The sequence below is a fragment of the Hydrogenobaculum sp. Y04AAS1 genome, assembly GCF_000020785.1.
Taxonomy (GTDB): Bacteria; Aquificota; Aquificia; order Aquificales; family Aquificaceae; genus Hydrogenobaculum.
Map to the genome: position 1 here is coordinate 519,150 of NC_011126.1, position 16,548 is coordinate 535,697.

Sequence of the window (16,548 nt, forward strand, 5' to 3'; positions counted from 1 at the left end):
TAGAGCAATGAAATGGTTTTGTCCTTATTGCTGGGCTGAACTAAAAGGGGATGAAAGGATATGTCCCAATTGCGGGAAAGATATCTATCATTTTACATCTCTTGATTTTGATGAAAAACTCTTATACGGCCTTGATAACCCAATACCAGAGAATAGAATGCTTGTAATAGAAGTAATAGAAAAAAGAAAAAATCAAAAAGCTGTTCCTAAGCTTTGTAGTATGCTATCAGAAGAAAAAGACACCTACGAGCTAATGGCTATCGTCAAAGCCCTTTTGTCTATATCAACCAAAGAAGCTATAGATTGTCTTAAGCATCATAACTTTGATAAAAACGCCATACTAAGAAAGTTTTTAGAAGATCATCTTAATAAATACTAGAGTTTTATAACCTCCAAAGAGTTACCAACGTCTTTATTTCTTTTAGAAGGTCCTCTGAGAAGCACTGCGTAAGTGTTTTGTAGGCTTTTATAAAGATTATCTCCAACGATGTTTTTTATATACTCTTTCCAAGCGTTTACACTGTATTTGTCGGTGGGAGGGTTTTGATCGTAAAAGCCAAAAACCCCGTAAGAAAACCCCAAATGTTTTTTCACCCTCTCATCACGTGTGATACCAAGCACCCAAACAGGGAGTTTAAACTTGCTCATACGCCTTGCTGTAGTACCGCTGGTGGTGGGTACAATCACAAGAGATGCGTTTATATGCTTTGCCATGTTAAAAGCGTTGTATGCCATTATATCTTCTAAGGTGTTTAAAGTTGATAGCTCTTGCAAAAAAGCTTTGTAGATAGGGTTTTTGTCAAACTCTTTTTCAACGCACGCTGCTATATTTGCCAACGTAGATACCACCAAATCTGGGTGTTTTCCTATCGCTGACTCTTCAGATACCATGATACAATCTGTACCATCCAATATGGCGTTGGCAACATCTGAGGCTTCTGCCCTTGTGGGTCTTGGGCTTTCTATCATGGATTCAAGCATTTGGGTAGCTGTTATCACAGGTTTTCCAGCTAAGTTGGCTTTTTTGATGATATGTTTTTGGGCCATAGCTATACATTCTATAGGTGTTTCTATGCCAAGATCCCCTCTTGCCACCATGATACCATCCGAGGCTTCTAAAATCTCATCTATATTTTTTAAAGCCTGTGGTCTTTCTATTTTAGCTATTATAAAAGGATGATAATCTATGGTGTTGCAATATTCTTTTGCATCTATTACATCTCTTTGGTCTTTTACAAAGGATACGCTTATAGCATCCATATCTATCTTTTTAGCAAAATCGATACATCTTTTTTCATAATCACCGATGGCTCTTACCGGAAGGTCTACATTTGGTAAATTTACGCCTTTGTGAGAAGAGATTTTACCGGCGCTTAGGCTAACGGCGTATACTTTATCATCTTCTACTTTCTCCACCATTAGCTCTACAAAACCATCGTTCATGTATATACTATCACCTACTTTCACATACTTACTAAAATCCTTAAAATTTATTGGTATTACTCCTTCTTGGGGCTTTTCTGATAAGATGAGGATATCTCCTTTTTTAATCTCCATCGGTTTGATATCCCCTATTCTTATCTTTGGTCCCGGTAAATCTCCCATTATCGTTACATCTTTGCCTACTATTTTTGAGGCTTTTCTTATATTTTCTACAACAGTTTCATGCTCTTCAAAACTCCCATGAGCAAAGTTTATCCTTGCAATGTTCATTCCATTTTCTATCATCTTTGTAAGAGTTTCAACCTCTTGTGAAGCTGGTCCTATGGTGCATACGATCTTTGTTTTACTTTTTGGAAAATCTATCATCTTACCCCCTCCTATTATAATTTTAAGCCAAGCTTTTGTAAGCGGGTGAATCTTCTCTTGTTTTTACTTGGGATTTGTATATAGAATAATCTCCAGATATAAGGTAAGCTACCGCCACCGCCAACATACAAGCTGGTAAAAGCTGATAACTACCCGTCATCTCTACCACCATAAGAGTCACTGCCACAGGAGCCTTACCAGCGGCGCCAAACAAAGCCAGCATACCAACTATCACAAAACCACCTATATGACTTGTATTCACCAAAGACGGAAAAAGCTGATGGTAAACAATACCAAGCCCCGCTCCTAAAAATCCACCTATAAAAAGCCCCGGTGCAAACACACCCCCAGAAGCTCCAGAACCTACCGTCAAAGATGTGGCTATTATTTTTATAAAAGCCAACAAAACAAAGAATATAAAAAGAGGAATACCGTATGTATCAAACATACTAAACTTTGTATCTATAGCACCCTGAAGCCAACCGTAACCAGTTCCTAAAACCTCCGGGAAAGCCATACCTATAATACCTGTTAAAAACATACCTATGACAGGTTTTAAATATATGTTTGTTTTTAGGCTTTTAAAAAGATTATCTTTAAAATAATAAAATGTTTTTGCATATATGCGTCCAACGATTCCGCACACGATACCTAAGATTATATAAAGGGGCAATCTTAGAGGGTTAAAATTTTGCAAATAATACCCAAACACAGGAACAAAACCAACGATACTTCCAAATATAGAATATCCTACAGCAGAAGCCACAAGCCCAGGAAATATGTTATCGGCTTGTAAATCAGATTTGTAAAGGATTTCAGCTCCTAAGATAGCACCACCTATGGGAGCTTTAAAGATAGTGCCTATACCTGCTCCTATACCTAAGGCCAACATCCTTTCTCTATCTTTTTCGCTGAGCCCCAAAAGTCTTGCAAGCCAAGAGCCTATCCCTGCAGATATGAGCGCCGTAGGACCTTCTCTTCCAGCAGAACCACCAGATCCTATAGTAATGGCAGAAGCTATTGATTTTATAAAAATCACCCTATCTCTTATAAAACCTTTTTTGTTGTGATAGGCATCTATAGCAGCATCTGTGCCATGACCTTCAGCCTCCGGAGCCCACTTAAACACTATGAATCCGGCTATAAAACCACCAAAAGCTATTACAATGGGTAGTAGATAAACCAATCCCGGCTTAAAAATAAGGTTGTTTGGTTCCTCACCAGTGGGAGATGGTATATGATAATGAAGGATTTTGTTAAAAAATATAAACTCGCAAAGCTTTAAACTATAATAAAAGAAAAGAGCACCAAGCCCAGATACAACACCGTTTATTAGCCCAAGTATAAACCACTTTAAAAAATAATCTTGCCTTGATATAAAACTACCTATCTTGTGGAATATATTATCCATGCACTACCTGGCAATCTGCTATAACAATATGAATATTTTTGTCTTTTAGTCTGTCTACAAGAGTGTTTATTTTTTCATCTTCATCTACTATCTCCATCTTCATGCCCGGATTATAAGATTCTACTTCTATATATTCGTTTGAAACCCGGCCAGAGGGTCCATAAGAATAAATTGACTCGTATATAGTGGCGCCTTTTATACCAATTTCTTCTAAAAGCCCATAGATATAATTTTTTACATTTTTATGCCCTATTTTATCTTGCTCTTTGTAGTATATTCTTAGCTTCTTCATCTTACTATCTCCACCTCTTCAAGGGTTATAAGACCTGTGTTTAACTCTTGAAGTATATTTTTTAATACAGGTAATATTTTTTCTATATTCTCTTTTGTGTCTATGATTTCAACGGCTATTGGTTCATTTTTTTCAAATAAACCATGATGATGTATTTTACGGGATTTACCATAACCCTCTATAGCTCTGAACACCGTTGCACCGTGAATATTGTTTTCCATGCAAACATGCTCTATGCTACTGCACAAAGATTTACCTTTATACTTTATCCCATGCTCTATAAGTATTTGAAGAAGATACCCTTTCATAACAAACCTCCCAAAAATCTACCAAGAGCCACAAATAAAAACCCAATTACGTTTGTGCCCACTATATAATAAAAAGCTTTTAAATAATCTCCATTGTTTATAAGACCTATGCCTTCTAATGTAAATGTAGAAAATGTCGTATATCCACCAAGAAAGCCTGTTATAAGAAGAAGTCTTATATTTGGAGGAGCATCTATCACCTCAGTTAGGTATATGCTTAAAAACCCTATTAAAAACGCTCCCGTTGTATTTATCACCATTGTACCAAGAGGAAAGTTTGGCACAAACTTCTGAATAAAAATAGATACTAGATACCTCACCAAAGCACCTACACCACCACCTACAAGAACCGCTAAGTAGTTCACATAGCCTCCTCAAAAATATATAGAGCAGGTAGGCGTTATTAGCCTTATATGTGAGGCGGTTTTGATGCTTTTATGAGCATCAAGGAGAACGCCATCTCCTTAAACCTGAGGTTATTATAACAAAACATCTAAATGCTTTCTATGATAGGTATCATTATATATAAAAAATTTTTTATACAAAATTGTTTATTTTGTGTTGGTGCTATAATATAACAAATGTTTAGAGAAAAATTTAGAAAGTTTCATTTTATAGGTATTGGTGGTATAGGTATGAGCGGTATCGCTAAGATACTGCTTGATATGGGTTATGAGGTATCTGGCTCTGATGTTAGACAAAACGATGTTATAAAGGAACTAAAAGAAAAAGGAGCCACCATCTATATAGGACATGATGCTAAAAATGTGATAGGCAAAGAAGTAGTAGTGTATTCGTCTGCTATATCAAATGTAAACGAAGAGCTTTTAAAAGCCAAAGAGCTTGGTCTTCAAGTGATATCAAGAGGGGATATGTTGGCAGATTTGTTTAGGATGAAAGAGGGTATAGCCATATCAGGCTCTCACGGCAAAACTACCACCACATCTATGATTTCTCATATATCACATATAGCTGGACTAGATCCTACTGTTTTAATAGGTGGTATCTTACAGACCTTTGGTTCAAACGCAGTGCTTGGAAAAAGCGAGCTTTTGATATCTGAAGCCGATGAGTCTGATGGATCTTTTTTAAAACTAAACTCTGTTATAAACGTAGTTACAAATATAGACAAAGAGCATATTGGATACTACAAAGATTATGAAGATATAAAAGAAGCCTTTGTAAAGTTTATAAACAACGTACCTTTTTACGGAGCATCGGTGGTAAATATAGACGATACCGGTGTTAGGTCTATATTATCAAAAATACATAAAAAGATAATCACTTACGGGATAGAATCTGGGGATTTTCAAGCTAAAAATATAGTTTTTAACAGCGACAACACCCGTTTTGATGTATTTTACAAAGGTATAAAACTAAACACAATAGAGCTTCAAATCCCAGGTATCCACAACGTTTACAACGCACTTGCTTCAATAGCCGTTTCAACACTTATGGAAATAGAACAACCTGTTATAAGAGACGCTCTTAAAAGCTTTAAAAACGCCAAAAGAAGGATCGAATTTGTCGGTGAAAAAAACACAAACCTCATCTACGATGATTACGGACATCATCCAACGGAGATAAAAAGCGTTTACGAAGCCCTAAAATCAAAATATAAAGACAAAAATATAGTAGTGGTGTTCCAACCTCATAGATATTCAAGAACTTACTATCTTATAGATGATTTTGTAGATCTTTTTAAAAGCTTAGATAAGGTATTCTTACTTGATATATATGGGGCTTCTGAGGAAAATACGTTTGGTATTTCTTCTTTAGATATGATAAACAAAGTATCAAAAGAAGAGTGTGTTTATATACCATCAAAAGAAGAGCTTTTTGATAGACTTGATGAGCTAAAAGATAGCGTTATTGTGTTTATGGGGGCTGGTTCTATAGGCCAATGGTCTCATGAATATGCAAAGACGTAAAATATCTTTTGTAATTCTTACAAAAAACGAAGAAAAAAACATAAAAAGAGCCATAGATAGCATAAAAGATGTAGCAGATGAGATACTTGTAATAGATTCAGGTTCTACAGACAAAACCATAGATATTGCAAAATCATGCGGAGCCAAAGTCATATTTAACGAATGGATAAGCTATGCGGCCCAGAAGAACTTTGGTATATCAAAAGCCAAAAACGATATTGTTTTTATCTTAGATGCCGATGAAGAACTATCGGATGAGCTTAAAAACTCTTTAAAAGATTTTTTATCATCAGATTATGAGATAGGTATAATAACAAGACGTACATTTTACATGGGAGATTTTTTAAAACATATATGGAACGATGAAAAGCTTATAAGAGTTTTTAAAAAAGATGTTTGTAAATATAGCGGTGATCTTCACGAAAAGGTCATATGCAATCACCACAAATATTATGAGCTAAAAGGCTATTTAAACCACTATTCTTTTAAAAACCTAAAAGATCAGTTTGAAAGAACATTAAAATACGCAAAAACAAGCGCCGATATCATGTGTAAAAACAATAAGCCCTTTCATGTTTACAATCTTATCCTAAACCCCTTTTGGATCTTTTTTAAATTTTTTATATTAAAAGCCGGATATAAAGAAGGCACAAAAGGACTTATCATAGCTTTTTCTGGTATGTTTTATGTGTTTATGAAATACGCTTTTTTATACGAATGCCAAAAATCCAAAGAAAAAGAGCTTTGGAAATAAATTCACTTACCAAATATGCTTTTTACAATGCCAAAGATAGATTTGTTGTTTTCTTCTTGGTCTAATTTTCTTAGTTCTTCTATTAGTTTTTGCTGTTTTTTAGATAGTTGTTTTGGTATTTGGATTTTAATATGAAAAATGAGGTTGCCGTTTTGAAAACCAAGCCCTGGAATTACTTTTTGAGAACCACACTCGGCGCCGGGTTGTATGAATACATCAAGATCTTTACCATCTATCCATCTAAACTTTATGTTTGCTCCTAAGACTGCATCTGCGTAGCTAATAGGAAGTTCTACATGTATATCGTTTCCAATTTTTTTGTAAATCTCATGATCTTTTATAAAAACTCTTAAGTATAAATCACCGGGTTCTCTGTTGCCAAAACCAGCATGTCCTTTACCAATCACTTTCAGTATATCCCCGTCGTTAGTTTGAGGAGGAATCTGTACTATGATTTTTGATTTTCTTGCTATTCTTTTTCTTCCAAGACATGTGCTACAGGCGTTTTTTATTATATAGCCTCTTCCTCTACACACTGAACAAGGTCTTGGAAAAGAAAAAATGCCGCTTACTCTCTTGCCAGTGCCTTCGCAAGCCTCACATTTTGCTTTTTCTGCTTCTCCTATATATCCTTTTGCACCACAATCTGGACATGGAATCCATTTCTCGTACTCTACCTCTTTTGATGCACCAAGATAGGCTTCTTCTAACGTTAAAAAAATTTTAAGCTTTATATCTTCACCTTTTTTTGGCTTTTGCTCTTTTTCTCCGTTAAATATCGAGTTTATAAACTCCTGAATATATTCTGTAAAATTCCTAATTTTATTTTCGTCAGGGTTTATAAGAAGACTATCGTATTCAGCTCTTTTTTCTTTATCGCTTAAAACACTGTAGGCTTCGTTTATTTCTTTAAAAAGATCTTCATAATCTTTGTTAACATCTGGGTGATACTCTTTGGCTAATTGTCTGTAAGCTGCTTTTATCTCTTGTTCTGTGGCATCTTTCTTTACGCCCAACACAGCGTAGTAATCTTTAAGCCTTGCCATTTATTTTGTTGCCAGTTTCTTGGTTTAATAAATTTGTTTGATGTTGATCTTTTATCTCCTGTTCTACGGCTTTTTCTATAAACTTACCAAACCCAACACCTCCAGCTTCACTTAATACTTTAGCTATATTTTGAAAAAACATATCCTGATATGTGTTTGCTTGAAAATCATTTTCGCTTGCAAAAGATTTGTAAGCTTCTTTTAATATCTCTTCCAAGAAAAAAGCCTCAAATTGCTCTGAAGACTTTTTGATTTTTTCTTTGTTGTTTAAATTGGAAAACTCGTTTGCAAAGTTTTCAGGAGGAAGCAAATAATTTGGGTTTACAAGATTTGGTTTAAAATCTGTCATGTTTCATCTCCTTTACTCTACTTCTACTTTTGCATGAATGGCCCCTTGGGCTGCCATAGCTTCTATTATATTTATTATATCTGACGGTTTTGCTCCAACACTGTTTAAAGAACTAACAAGTTGTCTTAACGTAGGAGCTTTTACAAAAAATATGCTGTATTTTTTACCGTTTTTAGTAGTTTTGTTTGCTTGCTGTGGATTAGCGGGAGCTTGTCTTACCTCTACAGATATATTACCAGAAGCCACAGCCACAGGCGATATCCTTATATCTCCTCCCATTACTATAGTACCTGTCCTGCTATCTATTATGATTTTAGACGGATTGTGAACATGAACATTTAAATCCCCTACCATCGATAGAAAATCAACGGCGTTGTATGGAGGTAATTTTACCCTTACCGTGTCGCTATCTATTGCCACAGCTGTCCCGTATCCAAACTTGTTGTTTATAGCATCTTGTATAGCGTTTGCAGTATTAAAGCTTGGGTAGTTTAGATATAAATCTATATACTTTTTTGGCATTGTAAAAGGTAAACTTCTTTCCAAAGTAGCACCATCTGGAATATACCCGCTGTTTAAATTTTGATTTATAGTATTTCCACCAGTAGCAGGAACTACTATTTGACCTTGAGCTAAGGCATAAACTCTACCATCTGGCCCCTTTAGTGGAGTCATAAGAAGTACACCACCTTGTAAACTTTTGGCATCACCTATGGAAGAGACTGTAACATTTAAAGGTGTACCAGCTTTTGCATATGGTGGGACTTTTGCAGTAACCATTACCGCTGCCACATTTTTTGTAGTCATCTGATTTATCTGGGCTGGCGTGAAATTTATTCCCATCCTAGATAATACATTTACTAAAGAATCAACTGTAAATATAGTAGCTTTGCTATCTCCTGTACCGTTTAAACCGCTTACTATACCATAACCTATTAGCACGTTGCTTCTATTTCCTTCAAATGTCACTATGTCTCTTATTTTTACTGCAAAAGATAAATTTATTAACAACAAAAGCCATAAAACTCTTTTCATAAACATAAATTTATATAAGAAATATTATAAGTCAATAGGAGGCAAAAGCCTCCTACATAAAAATTAGAAATATCTACCAGTGCTTGGGTTTAAGAAATCAGGATAAGCTTTTTCCATATCGTAATCAAACATCTGCTCTCTTATGTTGGATAAGTCTGATTTGTTTGGTTGAAAAGGAAAACTTCTTAAGTTTGTAGGTGAGCTGTCTCCAAAAGGTCTGTTACAAGCCACTTCTGTGGTTTTACCTCTGCAACCAGCTGTCATAAATGGTTTACCGCTAGCAAACAATTCTTCAAACAAATCCTTTTTAATGCCAAAATCTATAACTTGACCCTTTTCGTTAAACTTCATATCTTCATATCTACCGTATTCGTTGTCTATTATGTATCTTGCCATTTGTACTCTTCTATATTGAGGGGCTGGACATGGTTTTTCATTTTCCATCAAAGAACCCTCTTCCGGCCAGAAAGAGAACAAGTGCGTTCTAGCACCTAGATCTCTTACTTTTTGTATACGTTCTATCATTTCTTGCTCTGTTTCTCCTAAACCTACTACTAGGTGACATCCGGCAAACCCATCTCCCATAACTTCAGCTGACCACTCAAGCACTTTCCAGAAATAGTCAAACTTATGAGGGCTATTTAGAGATTTTCCCCTTATCTTTTCAAAAAGTTCTGGTGTAGCACAGTCTAGAGCTACCGTTACAGTATCCGCTCCTAATTTTTTATAGTCCTCTATATCTTGATATCTAGTACCAGTGGCGTTTATAAGAAGAGAAACAAATATTTGATCTCCAAGCTCATATAATACCTTTTCTAAAACAGTTTTTGTATCTCTTATGGAACGAGGATGTGTTATTTGAGCTATGCATAGCCTTTCTACGTGTCCTACTTGCTTGGCCTTTTCCAATATATCATCTAGTTTGATAGTAGGCCATTCGACTCTTATGAAATTTCTTTTTGAAAATTCTTCTTCTCTCGCCTTCTGAAGACCACAGTAAGCGCAGTTGGCATGACATCCAGAAGGATAAGTAAGAAGTGTATTTATACAACTTAATTTTGCATTCCTATAAAATGTCCCCGGCACCAAACCAAGCGTCATGGCTGCTGCCATGCTTATCTGAAGATATTCTGGACTTTCTTTTTGAGTAGTCAACGTATCTAAAAGAACTTTGTTCATAAATAACCTCCTACTTAGTCTAACAATATAATTATAATGTTATATAGCTTTTATATATATAAGATTTTCTTATGGCAAAAGCAAAATAAGTTAATCAAGTAAATTCTCCAACGAATCTTCTAAACATATTTTCGTATTATACCTATATTCATCTTTTTCATAAGGAAAATCAGACCTAAAATGACAGCCTCTACTCTCTCTTCTTTTTAAGGCCCCTTGTAAAGTAGCGTAAGCTGACAAACTCACATCAAATATGATTTTATTTTTCTTTGTGGGCTTTGCCTCTATACAAAACTTTATAATCTCTCTTATCTTTTTAATGGCATAAAGAAGTCCCTCCTCTGTTCTTTCAAGACCAGCGTATTGCCACATCGTATTTTTTATTGTTTCAAAATATTGTTGGCAATCTGTATCTTTTGCTGTTGATCTTTGGTTTTTTGCTTTTAAAAGCTTAAAAGATCTTTTTGATAAAGCTATAGAATAAGCTGCCCTGTGTCCAAAAACAACCCCTTCCAAAAGAGAGTTTGAGGCTAGTCTATTGGCTCCATGTACTCTTGTACTAGCTACTTCTCCTATGGCGTAAACACCGTCTACGGTAGTTTCACCGTTCTCATCCGTTCTTATGCCACCTATATAATAGTGGGCTGCCGGTGTAATAGGAACAAGATCTTTGTAAGGATCTAATCCATGCTCTATGAGAAAATTATATATAGTAGGAAATCTTGTTTTTATATCTACTTTAAGATTTCTCATATCAAGATAAACTTTGTTTCCTTTTAGCATCTCTCTATATATAGCCCTTGCCACCACATCACGAGGTTCTAGCTCGTTTACAAATCTTTCGTTGTTTTGATTTACCAGTATTGCACCTTCTCCCCTTACAGCTTCAGATATAAGGAGGTTTGTATTTTCAAATACAGTAGGGTGAAATTGAACAAACTCTGGATTTTCTATTAAAAATCCTCTTCTTAGGGCTATTCCTATTACATCTGCCCTTGTTTTAAGGGGGTTTGACGTGTGAGAGTACATAGAGGCTGCCCCGCCTGTGGCTAAAACTAAAAACCTTGATTTCCAAAAAACAAGCTCGTCGTTTTGTTCTACTATGCAACCTACCAAAGCGTTATCTTTTGTTATAATTTCTAAAAGCTCTCCTTCTAATATCCTTATATTTAACTCTTTGGCTTTCTTAAAAAGTGCTTCGTATATAGCTTTGCCAGTATAATCTTTTACTTTTAAAACTCTTTTGTAAGAATGGCCGCCTTCTATTGTAGTTTCAAAACTACTATCTTCTCTCTTATCAAAGTTAACACCGTAAAGCTCTAAATCTACTATGCGATTTGGACCCTCTTGAGCTAAAATCTCTATATTTTTTACATCTCCTAAGTTTCTTCCAGCCCTTAGTGTATCTAAAACATGCCAAGCAGTAGAATCTTCTTTGGATACAACGGCTGCTATTCCACCTTGAGAATAGTAGGTGTTTCCAATGCCTCTTGTTATAACCACCGGGTCTAGTTTTAAGTTTTTAAGAGTGATAGCACAAAAAAGACCAGCTATACCACTACCTATTACTATTATATCCGTTTCTTTGTTTGGCATAAAATCTGTATCAAACTCAATATAATACATACTTTCCCATCACCTGTTCTAATAAATTTGTTAATTTAATGGGATCGTGTCTTACAAAAGATATATTTTCACTTATCAGATCTTCTGCATATACATCTATATTTTCTTTGGATATTTTTGCCACATCTGGTACCACCGGCTCTTGGCCAGTAGCTATATACTTTTTCAAAATGTCGTTTGGGGGCATCTTTGTATTTACTATTGCTACATCTATGCACTCTATTTGTGTAAACCTTCTAAACATATTTATATGATCATAAGCTGTATAATCGTCTGTTTCTCCTGGTTGTGTCATGACGTTGCATATAAATATTTTTTTAGCTGGGGAGTTTTTTACACTTTCTCTTATTTCTTTGATAAGGAGATTTGGTACTATGCTGGTATACAAACTACCAGGCCCAAATATTACAAAATCTGCGCTTTCTATAGCCGCTATAGCCTCTATGGGTACAAAAGGATTTTCTGGTTCTATCCAGATATCTACTATATGGGCTTTTTTCTGCTTTCCGTAGTTTGTTATGTCTTCTTCATTTTTTACTATAACTCCGTCGCTAAACTTTGCCACAAGATCAACGCTATCTGTAGTGGACGGTATAATACTTCCTTTCGTGTCCAATATCTTTGAAGTTAACTTTATGGCCTCCACGAAGCTACCAGTTATTTCTGTAAGAGCCGTAAGAAACAAATTTCCAAATGCGTGATTTTCTAACCCTTCTCCTTTTAGCCTATGCTGAAAAAGTTTCTTCATTATCTCTTCGTGCTCTGATAAAGCCACTATACAGTTTCTTATATCCCCAGGAGCTGGTATGTTGTATATTTTCCTTAGCTTACCGGTGCTTCCACCACTATCTGCTACAGTAACTATAGCGTATAAATTATCTACATTTTTTCCCACAAGCCTCTTAAGACCAGATAAAAGGCTTGATAATCCGGTACCTCCTCCTATGGCTACTATATTCATATTTACTCCTTAAAGTTTTTTAAACTCTCAACATAAGGATAGTATGCTATCCCGTTCTCTGTTATTATAGCACTGATGTTTTGAGCTGGCGTTATATCAAAAGAATAATTTATGGCTTCAGACCCAGCAGGAGCTACAAAAGCGTCTTTGCACTTCAAAACCTCATCTTTTGATCTTTCTTCTATAGGTATATCCTTAAAAGACCTTGCGTTGAAATCTATTGTAGAAGTTGGAGCTACTACGTAAAACGGAATGTTGTAAGCTTTGCAAGCCAAAGAGAGCATAAAAGTACCTATTTTGTTAGCTGTATCTCCATTGGAAGCTATTCTATCCGCACCTACAAAAACAGCCTTTACTATACCTCTTGATATAAGAAAAGGGGCTGAAGAATCCACTATTATTTTATGTGGTATATTTGATTTTAAAAGCTCGAAAGCCGTAAGCCTTGAACCCTGTAAATAAGGTCTTGTTTCATCCACTAAAACATAATCTATTTTACCCTGTTTATAAAGCTCTTTTATAACACCAAGTGCTGTTCCTACACCAGCAGTAGCCAAAGCTCCAGTGTTGCAGTGTGTTAGTACAACAGATTTTTCTTTTATCAAAGAAGCCCCAAACTCTGACATTCTTTTATTTGCTTCTATATCTTCTTGCTCTATGTTTTTTGCCTCTTCTAAAAGATCTTTGTTTTCAAAATACGCTTCTTTCGTTCTATTTAAAGCCCAAAACAAATTTACAGCAGTAGGCCTTGTATTTGATAATATATCGTAAACCTTTTCCACATCTAAGCCGTCTTTTATACCAATAGCAAATCCATATGCTGCTACACAACCTATAGCAGGTGCCCCTCTTACAAGCATGGCCTTTATAGCATAAGCTACATCCTCTACATTTTTTGCTTCAAAATAAACTTCTTCGTGGGGAAGCTTCCTTTGGTCTAATATGTAGAGTATATCGTCTTTAAAATAAAAACTTTTTAACTCTAACATACTCTTGCTCCTTCTTTATCTACCGAAAGCATTTTATACGTACCATCAACACCCTTTGATTTTAAAAACTCTACACAGGTTTTGCCGATAATCTCTTCATTTTCTAATGCAAAAATACCTATCGTGCTACCAGAACCACTTATGAAAACTGCCTTTGCACCACTATCATAAGCTATTTTTTCTATATCGTCGTAAAATGGTATCAAGCTTTTTCTATAAGGTTGATGAAGCTTATCTTTCACAGCTTCTTTTAAAAGCTCAAAACGTTTTAAAACAAGAGAACTAAGCAGTAGATTTGATCTTTGTATGTTATAAATTGCGTCCTTTATATCTATTTTAGTTGGAAGTATCTTTCTTGCTTCTTCCGTTGGTATCTTTATATCTGGTATAATAGCTATTATTTTTAGCTCTTCTGGAAAATCTATCGTATTAAAGAATGTCTGTTCTTCATCTTTTAAGCACACGTTAAACCCACCTACCAAAGCTGGAACTAAATTATCAGGATGAGGTTCAAATTCGTAAGCTATTTTAAAAATATCTCTATAAGAAAGTTCTTTTTCATACAACAAACTAAAGGTTTTTATCGCTCCTATTATAGCACTGCTGCTACTACCAAGCCCCCTTGAAAAAGGTATTTCAGTTTTTATCGTAATACTAACAGGCATTTCTTCTTCGTTAAAAATTTCTATACATCTTTTATACACTTTTAAAAAAAGATTTTCTTCTGGTTTTATATCTAAATCTATAAAAGATATAGAAAATGTTCTTGAGCTTTTAACATGAAAAACATTGTAAAGATTGGCTGCCAGACCAAATGTATCAAAGCCAGCCCCTAAATTGCTCATAGAAGCCGGGACTTTTAGTATAAACTCCATCTTAAAATATTAACATATAAAACATTTTTATTCAATGAAATAAACAGTCATTTTTAATATTAGTATATATTTATATACTCTTATAAGCATATTTTACACAATAAATAAATAACATTTATGGAATAGTTAAAACTTAGTTGCTAAAATTAAATAAAAAGACAGGAGGAAGTTATGGGCAAATTAGCTTTCGTAATATCCACTCAAGTTCATGAGAAAATTCAATTGGCCGCTATGATGGCCTCAATACACGCTACTGTAGGTGGAGAAGTTTTATTTTTTGTCTCCATGAACGGTGTTTTGGCTTTTCAAAAAGGTAAAGAGCTAAAAGACAGAATTATACCTGAGGGAGAATTTTCTAAACTTATGCTGAGTAAAAACGTTCCTAATTTTATAAATATATTAAAACAAATAAAGATGCTTGGAGATGTAAAAATATACGCATGCTCTATGGCAATGGATGTTTTAGGATGGCACATGGAAGATTTGGAAGAGGGTTTGTTTGACGATATCATAGGCCTTACATCTTTTCTTGATATGGCTGAAGATGCAAAAATTCTATTTATATGAGGAGGTTTGAATGGCTGATAAGGTAATTGACGCAAGAGGAAGCTTTTGCCCGGGGCCTTTGATGGAGCTTATAGCTGCTATAAAGTCAAATCCCGTAGGCACTACCATAGAAGTATTATCTACCGACAAGGGATCGGCAAAAGATATACCAGATTGGGTAAAAAAAGTAGGTCATGAAATGGTAGGAGTAGAAGAAAAAGATGGATATTGGTCCATCGTTGTAAAAAGAACCAAGTAAGCTAAAAAGGAGGTAAAGCATATGGCAAAGCACGTTGTAATAGTAGGTGGTGGAGTAGCTGGCACAATAATAGCTAACCTTTTGGCAAGAGGCTTAAAAGAGGAGCTATCAAAGGCTGAAGTTGTGATAACGATGGTCAGCAAAGATGATAAGCATGTTTACCAACCGGGGTTTTTATATGTGCTCTTTGATAAAATGAGACCAGATGAGCTTATAAGAGACCAAAGAAGCTTGTTGGCTCCTTCTATCATCTTCCACCACGATACGGTGGTAGGTATAGATCCAAAAGCGTGTGAAGTACATACGGAAAAAGGTAAAAAGCTAAAGTATGACTACCTTGTGATAGCCACAGGTTCAAGACCAATGCCAGAGTTAATACCAGGGCTCAAAGAACACGGAAACATGTTTTACACGTTAGAAAGTGCAACAGAGTTACGAGAAAAACTAAGAAAGTTTGAAAAGGGTAGGATAGCCATAGCTATGGGGGTACCTCATAAGTGCCCTGTAGCTCCTTTCGAGGTAACATTTATGTTGGATGATTATTTTAACAAGAAAGGTATTAGGGATAAAGTAGAAATATATTATACCTATCCCATAGGTAGAATACACGCGCTAGAGCCAGTAGCCCAGTGGGGTGTCCCAGAGTTTGAAAGAAGAGGCATAAAATACGAAACGCTGTTTAACATGGAAAAAGTGGAAGCTCATAATGGGTCCGTAGCTGTTCACAGCGCAGAAGGCTCTACCGTTGAATGTGATTTGCTTATTACAATACCTTCTCACAGGGGAGCCCAAGCTATTATAGATTCTGGTATTTCAAATGATGGTTGGGTACCAACAAATAGACATAGCCTAAAATATGAAGGTTATGAAAACGTTTACGTGGCTGGAGATACCACAAACTTACCTATTTCGAAAGCAGGTTCTACCGCTCACTTTGAATCTGATGTAGTAGCAGATAACCTTATAGCTGAAATAAAAGAAGGTCATCCAGCCAGAGACTACGACGGTAAAGTCATGTGCTTTATAGAAACAGGTTTTGATAAAGGTACCTATATACACTTTAACTATACCACTCCGCCAAGTCCTATGCCACCATCCAAAATGATACACTGGTTGAAGTTAGGATATAACCGTATGTATTGGTTAACTGCAAGAGGTGTCTTGTAAGGAGGGATTTT

The 16,548-nt window shown here is 35.4% G+C and carries 19 protein-coding genes and 1 riboswitch; of the genes, 6 read left to right on the plus strand and 13 right to left on the minus strand.

All coding sequences use genetic code 11. From position 1 onward, the window contains the following. Nucleotides 1–7 precede the first annotated feature (7 nt). The gene (locus HY04AAS1_RS02920; RefSeq protein WP_012513624.1) at nucleotides 8–379 is read left to right on the plus strand and encodes a HEAT repeat domain-containing protein; all 372 of its coding nucleotides are present in this window, start codon (nucleotides 8–10) and stop codon (nucleotides 377–379) included. On the opposite strand, the gene pyk is transcribed toward HY04AAS1_RS02920, so the two are convergent. From pyk to crcB, 5 genes are read right to left on the minus strand one after another with little or no spacing between them, the layout of a single operon-like run. After that, on the minus strand, nucleotides 376–1,809 hold the full coding sequence (pyk, locus tag HY04AAS1_RS02925; protein WP_012513625.1) for a pyruvate kinase: 1,434 nt from the start codon (nucleotides 1,807–1,809) through the stop codon (nucleotides 376–378). The two genes, HY04AAS1_RS02920 and pyk, sit on opposite strands and share 4 nt — an antisense overlap. 22 nt (nucleotides 1,810–1,831) lie before the next feature. Continuing rightward, a complete protein-coding gene (locus HY04AAS1_RS02930; protein ID WP_012513626.1) occupies nucleotides 1,832–3,220 on the minus strand; it encodes a chloride channel protein in 1,389 nt (462 codons plus the stop codon). Beyond that, nucleotides 3,213–3,512 (minus strand): DUF190 domain-containing protein, encoded by a 300-nt coding sequence (locus tag HY04AAS1_RS02935; protein WP_012513627.1) that lies wholly within the window; start codon nucleotides 3,510–3,512, stop codon nucleotides 3,213–3,215. Before HY04AAS1_RS02935 ends, HY04AAS1_RS02930 begins: the two co-directional genes overlap by 8 nt. Next, on the minus strand, nucleotides 3,509–3,820 hold the full coding sequence (locus tag HY04AAS1_RS02940; RefSeq protein WP_012513628.1) for a DUF190 domain-containing protein: 312 nt from the start codon (nucleotides 3,818–3,820) through the stop codon (nucleotides 3,509–3,511). Before HY04AAS1_RS02940 ends, HY04AAS1_RS02935 begins: the two co-directional genes overlap by 4 nt. Continuing rightward, nucleotides 3,817–4,185, minus strand: a complete 369-nt coding sequence (gene crcB / locus HY04AAS1_RS02945; RefSeq protein WP_012513629.1) for a fluoride efflux transporter CrcB — start codon at nucleotides 4,183–4,185, stop codon at nucleotides 3,817–3,819. The genes HY04AAS1_RS02940 and crcB overlap by 4 nt, the downstream gene beginning before the upstream one ends. 22 nt (nucleotides 4,186–4,207) lie before the next feature. Continuing rightward, nucleotides 4,208–4,293: riboswitch (Fluoride riboswitch) on the minus strand. Nucleotides 4,294–4,401: 108 nt separating this feature from the next. On the opposite strand from crcB, the gene murC reads away from it, so the two are divergent. Next, entirely contained in the window at nucleotides 4,402–5,751 is a 1,350-nt protein-coding gene (murC, locus tag HY04AAS1_RS02950; RefSeq protein WP_012513630.1) for a UDP-N-acetylmuramate--L-alanine ligase, read from the plus strand. Beyond that, nucleotides 5,738–6,505, plus strand: coding sequence for a glycosyltransferase family 2 protein (locus HY04AAS1_RS02955; protein ID WP_012513631.1), 768 nt, complete (start codon nucleotides 5,738–5,740; stop codon nucleotides 6,503–6,505). Before murC ends, HY04AAS1_RS02955 begins: the two co-directional genes overlap by 14 nt. A 2-nt stretch (nucleotides 6,506–6,507) precedes the next feature. Here the strand turns inward: HY04AAS1_RS02955 and HY04AAS1_RS02960 are convergent, their stop codons facing one another. From HY04AAS1_RS02960 to thrB, 8 genes are all read right to left on the minus strand, one after another. Next, nucleotides 6,508–7,551, minus strand: coding sequence for a DnaJ C-terminal domain-containing protein (locus tag HY04AAS1_RS02960; protein ID WP_012513632.1), 1,044 nt, complete (start codon nucleotides 7,549–7,551; stop codon nucleotides 6,508–6,510). Continuing rightward, nucleotides 7,538–7,900, minus strand: coding sequence for a hypothetical protein (locus HY04AAS1_RS02965; RefSeq protein WP_012513633.1), 363 nt, complete (start codon nucleotides 7,898–7,900; stop codon nucleotides 7,538–7,540). The genes HY04AAS1_RS02960 and HY04AAS1_RS02965 overlap by 14 nt, the downstream gene beginning before the upstream one ends. A 12-nt stretch (nucleotides 7,901–7,912) precedes the next feature. Beyond that, nucleotides 7,913–8,935 carry a flagellar basal body P-ring protein FlgI gene (locus HY04AAS1_RS02970; RefSeq protein ID WP_337954086.1) on the minus strand — a complete coding sequence of 341 codons (1,023 nt, stop codon included), beginning with the start codon at nucleotides 8,933–8,935 and terminating at the stop codon, nucleotides 7,913–7,915. Nucleotides 8,936–8,998: 63 nt separating this feature from the next. Further along, nucleotides 8,999–10,114, minus strand: coding sequence for a radical SAM protein (locus HY04AAS1_RS02975; RefSeq protein ID WP_012513635.1), 1,116 nt, complete (start codon nucleotides 10,112–10,114; stop codon nucleotides 8,999–9,001). Between the two features lie 90 nt (nucleotides 10,115–10,204). Beyond that, complete coding sequence (nadB, locus tag HY04AAS1_RS02980) at nucleotides 10,205–11,740, minus strand: L-aspartate oxidase (protein WP_012513636.1); 1,536 nt, start codon at nucleotides 11,738–11,740, stop codon at nucleotides 10,205–10,207. Next, nucleotides 11,727–12,701: a YvcK family protein gene (locus HY04AAS1_RS02985; protein WP_012513637.1), complete on the minus strand. Its 975-nt coding sequence runs from the start codon at nucleotides 12,699–12,701 to the stop codon at nucleotides 11,727–11,729. Before HY04AAS1_RS02985 ends, nadB begins: the two co-directional genes overlap by 14 nt. 2 nt (nucleotides 12,702–12,703) lie before the next feature. Then, nucleotides 12,704–13,690 carry an S-methyl-5-thioribose-1-phosphate isomerase gene (mtnA, locus tag HY04AAS1_RS02990; protein ID WP_012513638.1) on the minus strand — a complete coding sequence of 329 codons (987 nt, stop codon included), beginning with the start codon at nucleotides 13,688–13,690 and terminating at the stop codon, nucleotides 12,704–12,706. Next, nucleotides 13,684–14,565, minus strand: a complete 882-nt coding sequence (thrB, locus tag HY04AAS1_RS02995) for a homoserine kinase (protein ID WP_012513639.1) — start codon at nucleotides 14,563–14,565, stop codon at nucleotides 13,684–13,686. The genes mtnA and thrB overlap by 7 nt, the downstream gene beginning before the upstream one ends. 171 nt (nucleotides 14,566–14,736) lie before the next feature. Between thrB and HY04AAS1_RS03000 the strand changes: the two genes are divergently transcribed. From HY04AAS1_RS03000 to HY04AAS1_RS03010, 3 genes are read left to right on the plus strand one after another with little or no spacing between them, the layout of a single operon-like run. Further along, on the plus strand, nucleotides 14,737–15,132 hold the full coding sequence (locus tag HY04AAS1_RS03000; RefSeq protein ID WP_012513640.1) for a DsrE/DsrF/DrsH-like family protein: 396 nt from the start codon (nucleotides 14,737–14,739) through the stop codon (nucleotides 15,130–15,132). Nucleotides 15,133–15,142: 10 nt separating this feature from the next. Beyond that, the gene (locus tag HY04AAS1_RS03005) at nucleotides 15,143–15,370 is read left to right on the plus strand and encodes a sulfurtransferase TusA family protein (protein WP_012513641.1); all 228 of its coding nucleotides are present in this window, start codon (nucleotides 15,143–15,145) and stop codon (nucleotides 15,368–15,370) included. 21 nt (nucleotides 15,371–15,391) lie between these two features. Continuing rightward, on the plus strand, nucleotides 15,392–16,537 hold the full coding sequence (locus HY04AAS1_RS03010; RefSeq protein ID WP_012513642.1) for an FAD/NAD(P)-binding oxidoreductase: 1,146 nt from the start codon (nucleotides 15,392–15,394) through the stop codon (nucleotides 16,535–16,537). Nucleotides 16,538–16,548: the final 11 nt, after the last annotated feature.

Coding starts and splice junctions, on each gene's coding strand:
- HY04AAS1_RS03000 (WP_012513640.1), top strand. CDS start 14,737: ATGGGCAAATTAGCTTTCGTAATATCCACTCAAGTTCATGAGAAAATT.
- HY04AAS1_RS02940 (WP_012513628.1), bottom strand. CDS start 3,820: ATGAAAGGGTATCTTCTTCAAATACTTATAGAGCATGGGATAAAGTAT.
- HY04AAS1_RS02970 (WP_337954086.1), bottom strand. CDS start 8,935: ATGAAAAGAGTTTTATGGCTTTTGTTGTTAATAAATTTATCTTTTGCA.
- HY04AAS1_RS02960 (WP_012513632.1), bottom strand. CDS start 7,551: ATGGCAAGGCTTAAAGATTACTACGCTGTGTTGGGCGTAAAGAAAGAT.
- HY04AAS1_RS02965 (WP_012513633.1), bottom strand. CDS start 7,900: ATGACAGATTTTAAACCAAATCTTGTAAACCCAAATTATTTGCTTCCT.
- HY04AAS1_RS02975 (WP_012513635.1), bottom strand. CDS start 10,114: ATGAACAAAGTTCTTTTAGATACGTTGACTACTCAAAAAGAAAGTCCA.
- HY04AAS1_RS03005 (WP_012513641.1), top strand. CDS start 15,143: ATGGCTGATAAGGTAATTGACGCAAGAGGAAGCTTTTGCCCGGGGCCT.
- murC (WP_012513630.1), top strand. CDS start 4,402: ATGTTTAGAGAAAAATTTAGAAAGTTTCATTTTATAGGTATTGGTGGT.
- nadB (WP_012513636.1), bottom strand. CDS start 11,740: ATGTATTATATTGAGTTTGATACAGATTTTATGCCAAACAAAGAAACG.
- thrB (WP_012513639.1), bottom strand. CDS start 14,565: ATGGAGTTTATACTAAAAGTCCCGGCTTCTATGAGCAATTTAGGGGCT.
- pyk (WP_012513625.1), bottom strand. CDS start 1,809: ATGATAGATTTTCCAAAAAGTAAAACAAAGATCGTATGCACCATAGGA.
- HY04AAS1_RS02985 (WP_012513637.1), bottom strand. CDS start 12,701: ATGAATATAGTAGCCATAGGAGGAGGTACCGGATTATCAAGCCTTTTA.
- HY04AAS1_RS02935 (WP_012513627.1), bottom strand. CDS start 3,512: ATGAAGAAGCTAAGAATATACTACAAAGAGCAAGATAAAATAGGGCAT.
- HY04AAS1_RS02930 (WP_012513626.1), bottom strand. CDS start 3,220: ATGGATAATATATTCCACAAGATAGGTAGTTTTATATCAAGGCAAGAT.
- HY04AAS1_RS02920 (WP_012513624.1), top strand. CDS start 8: ATGAAATGGTTTTGTCCTTATTGCTGGGCTGAACTAAAAGGGGATGAA.
- HY04AAS1_RS02955 (WP_012513631.1), top strand. CDS start 5,738: ATGCAAAGACGTAAAATATCTTTTGTAATTCTTACAAAAAACGAAGAA.
- HY04AAS1_RS03010 (WP_012513642.1), top strand. CDS start 15,392: ATGGCAAAGCACGTTGTAATAGTAGGTGGTGGAGTAGCTGGCACAATA.
- mtnA (WP_012513638.1), bottom strand. CDS start 13,690: ATGTTAGAGTTAAAAAGTTTTTATTTTAAAGACGATATACTCTACATA.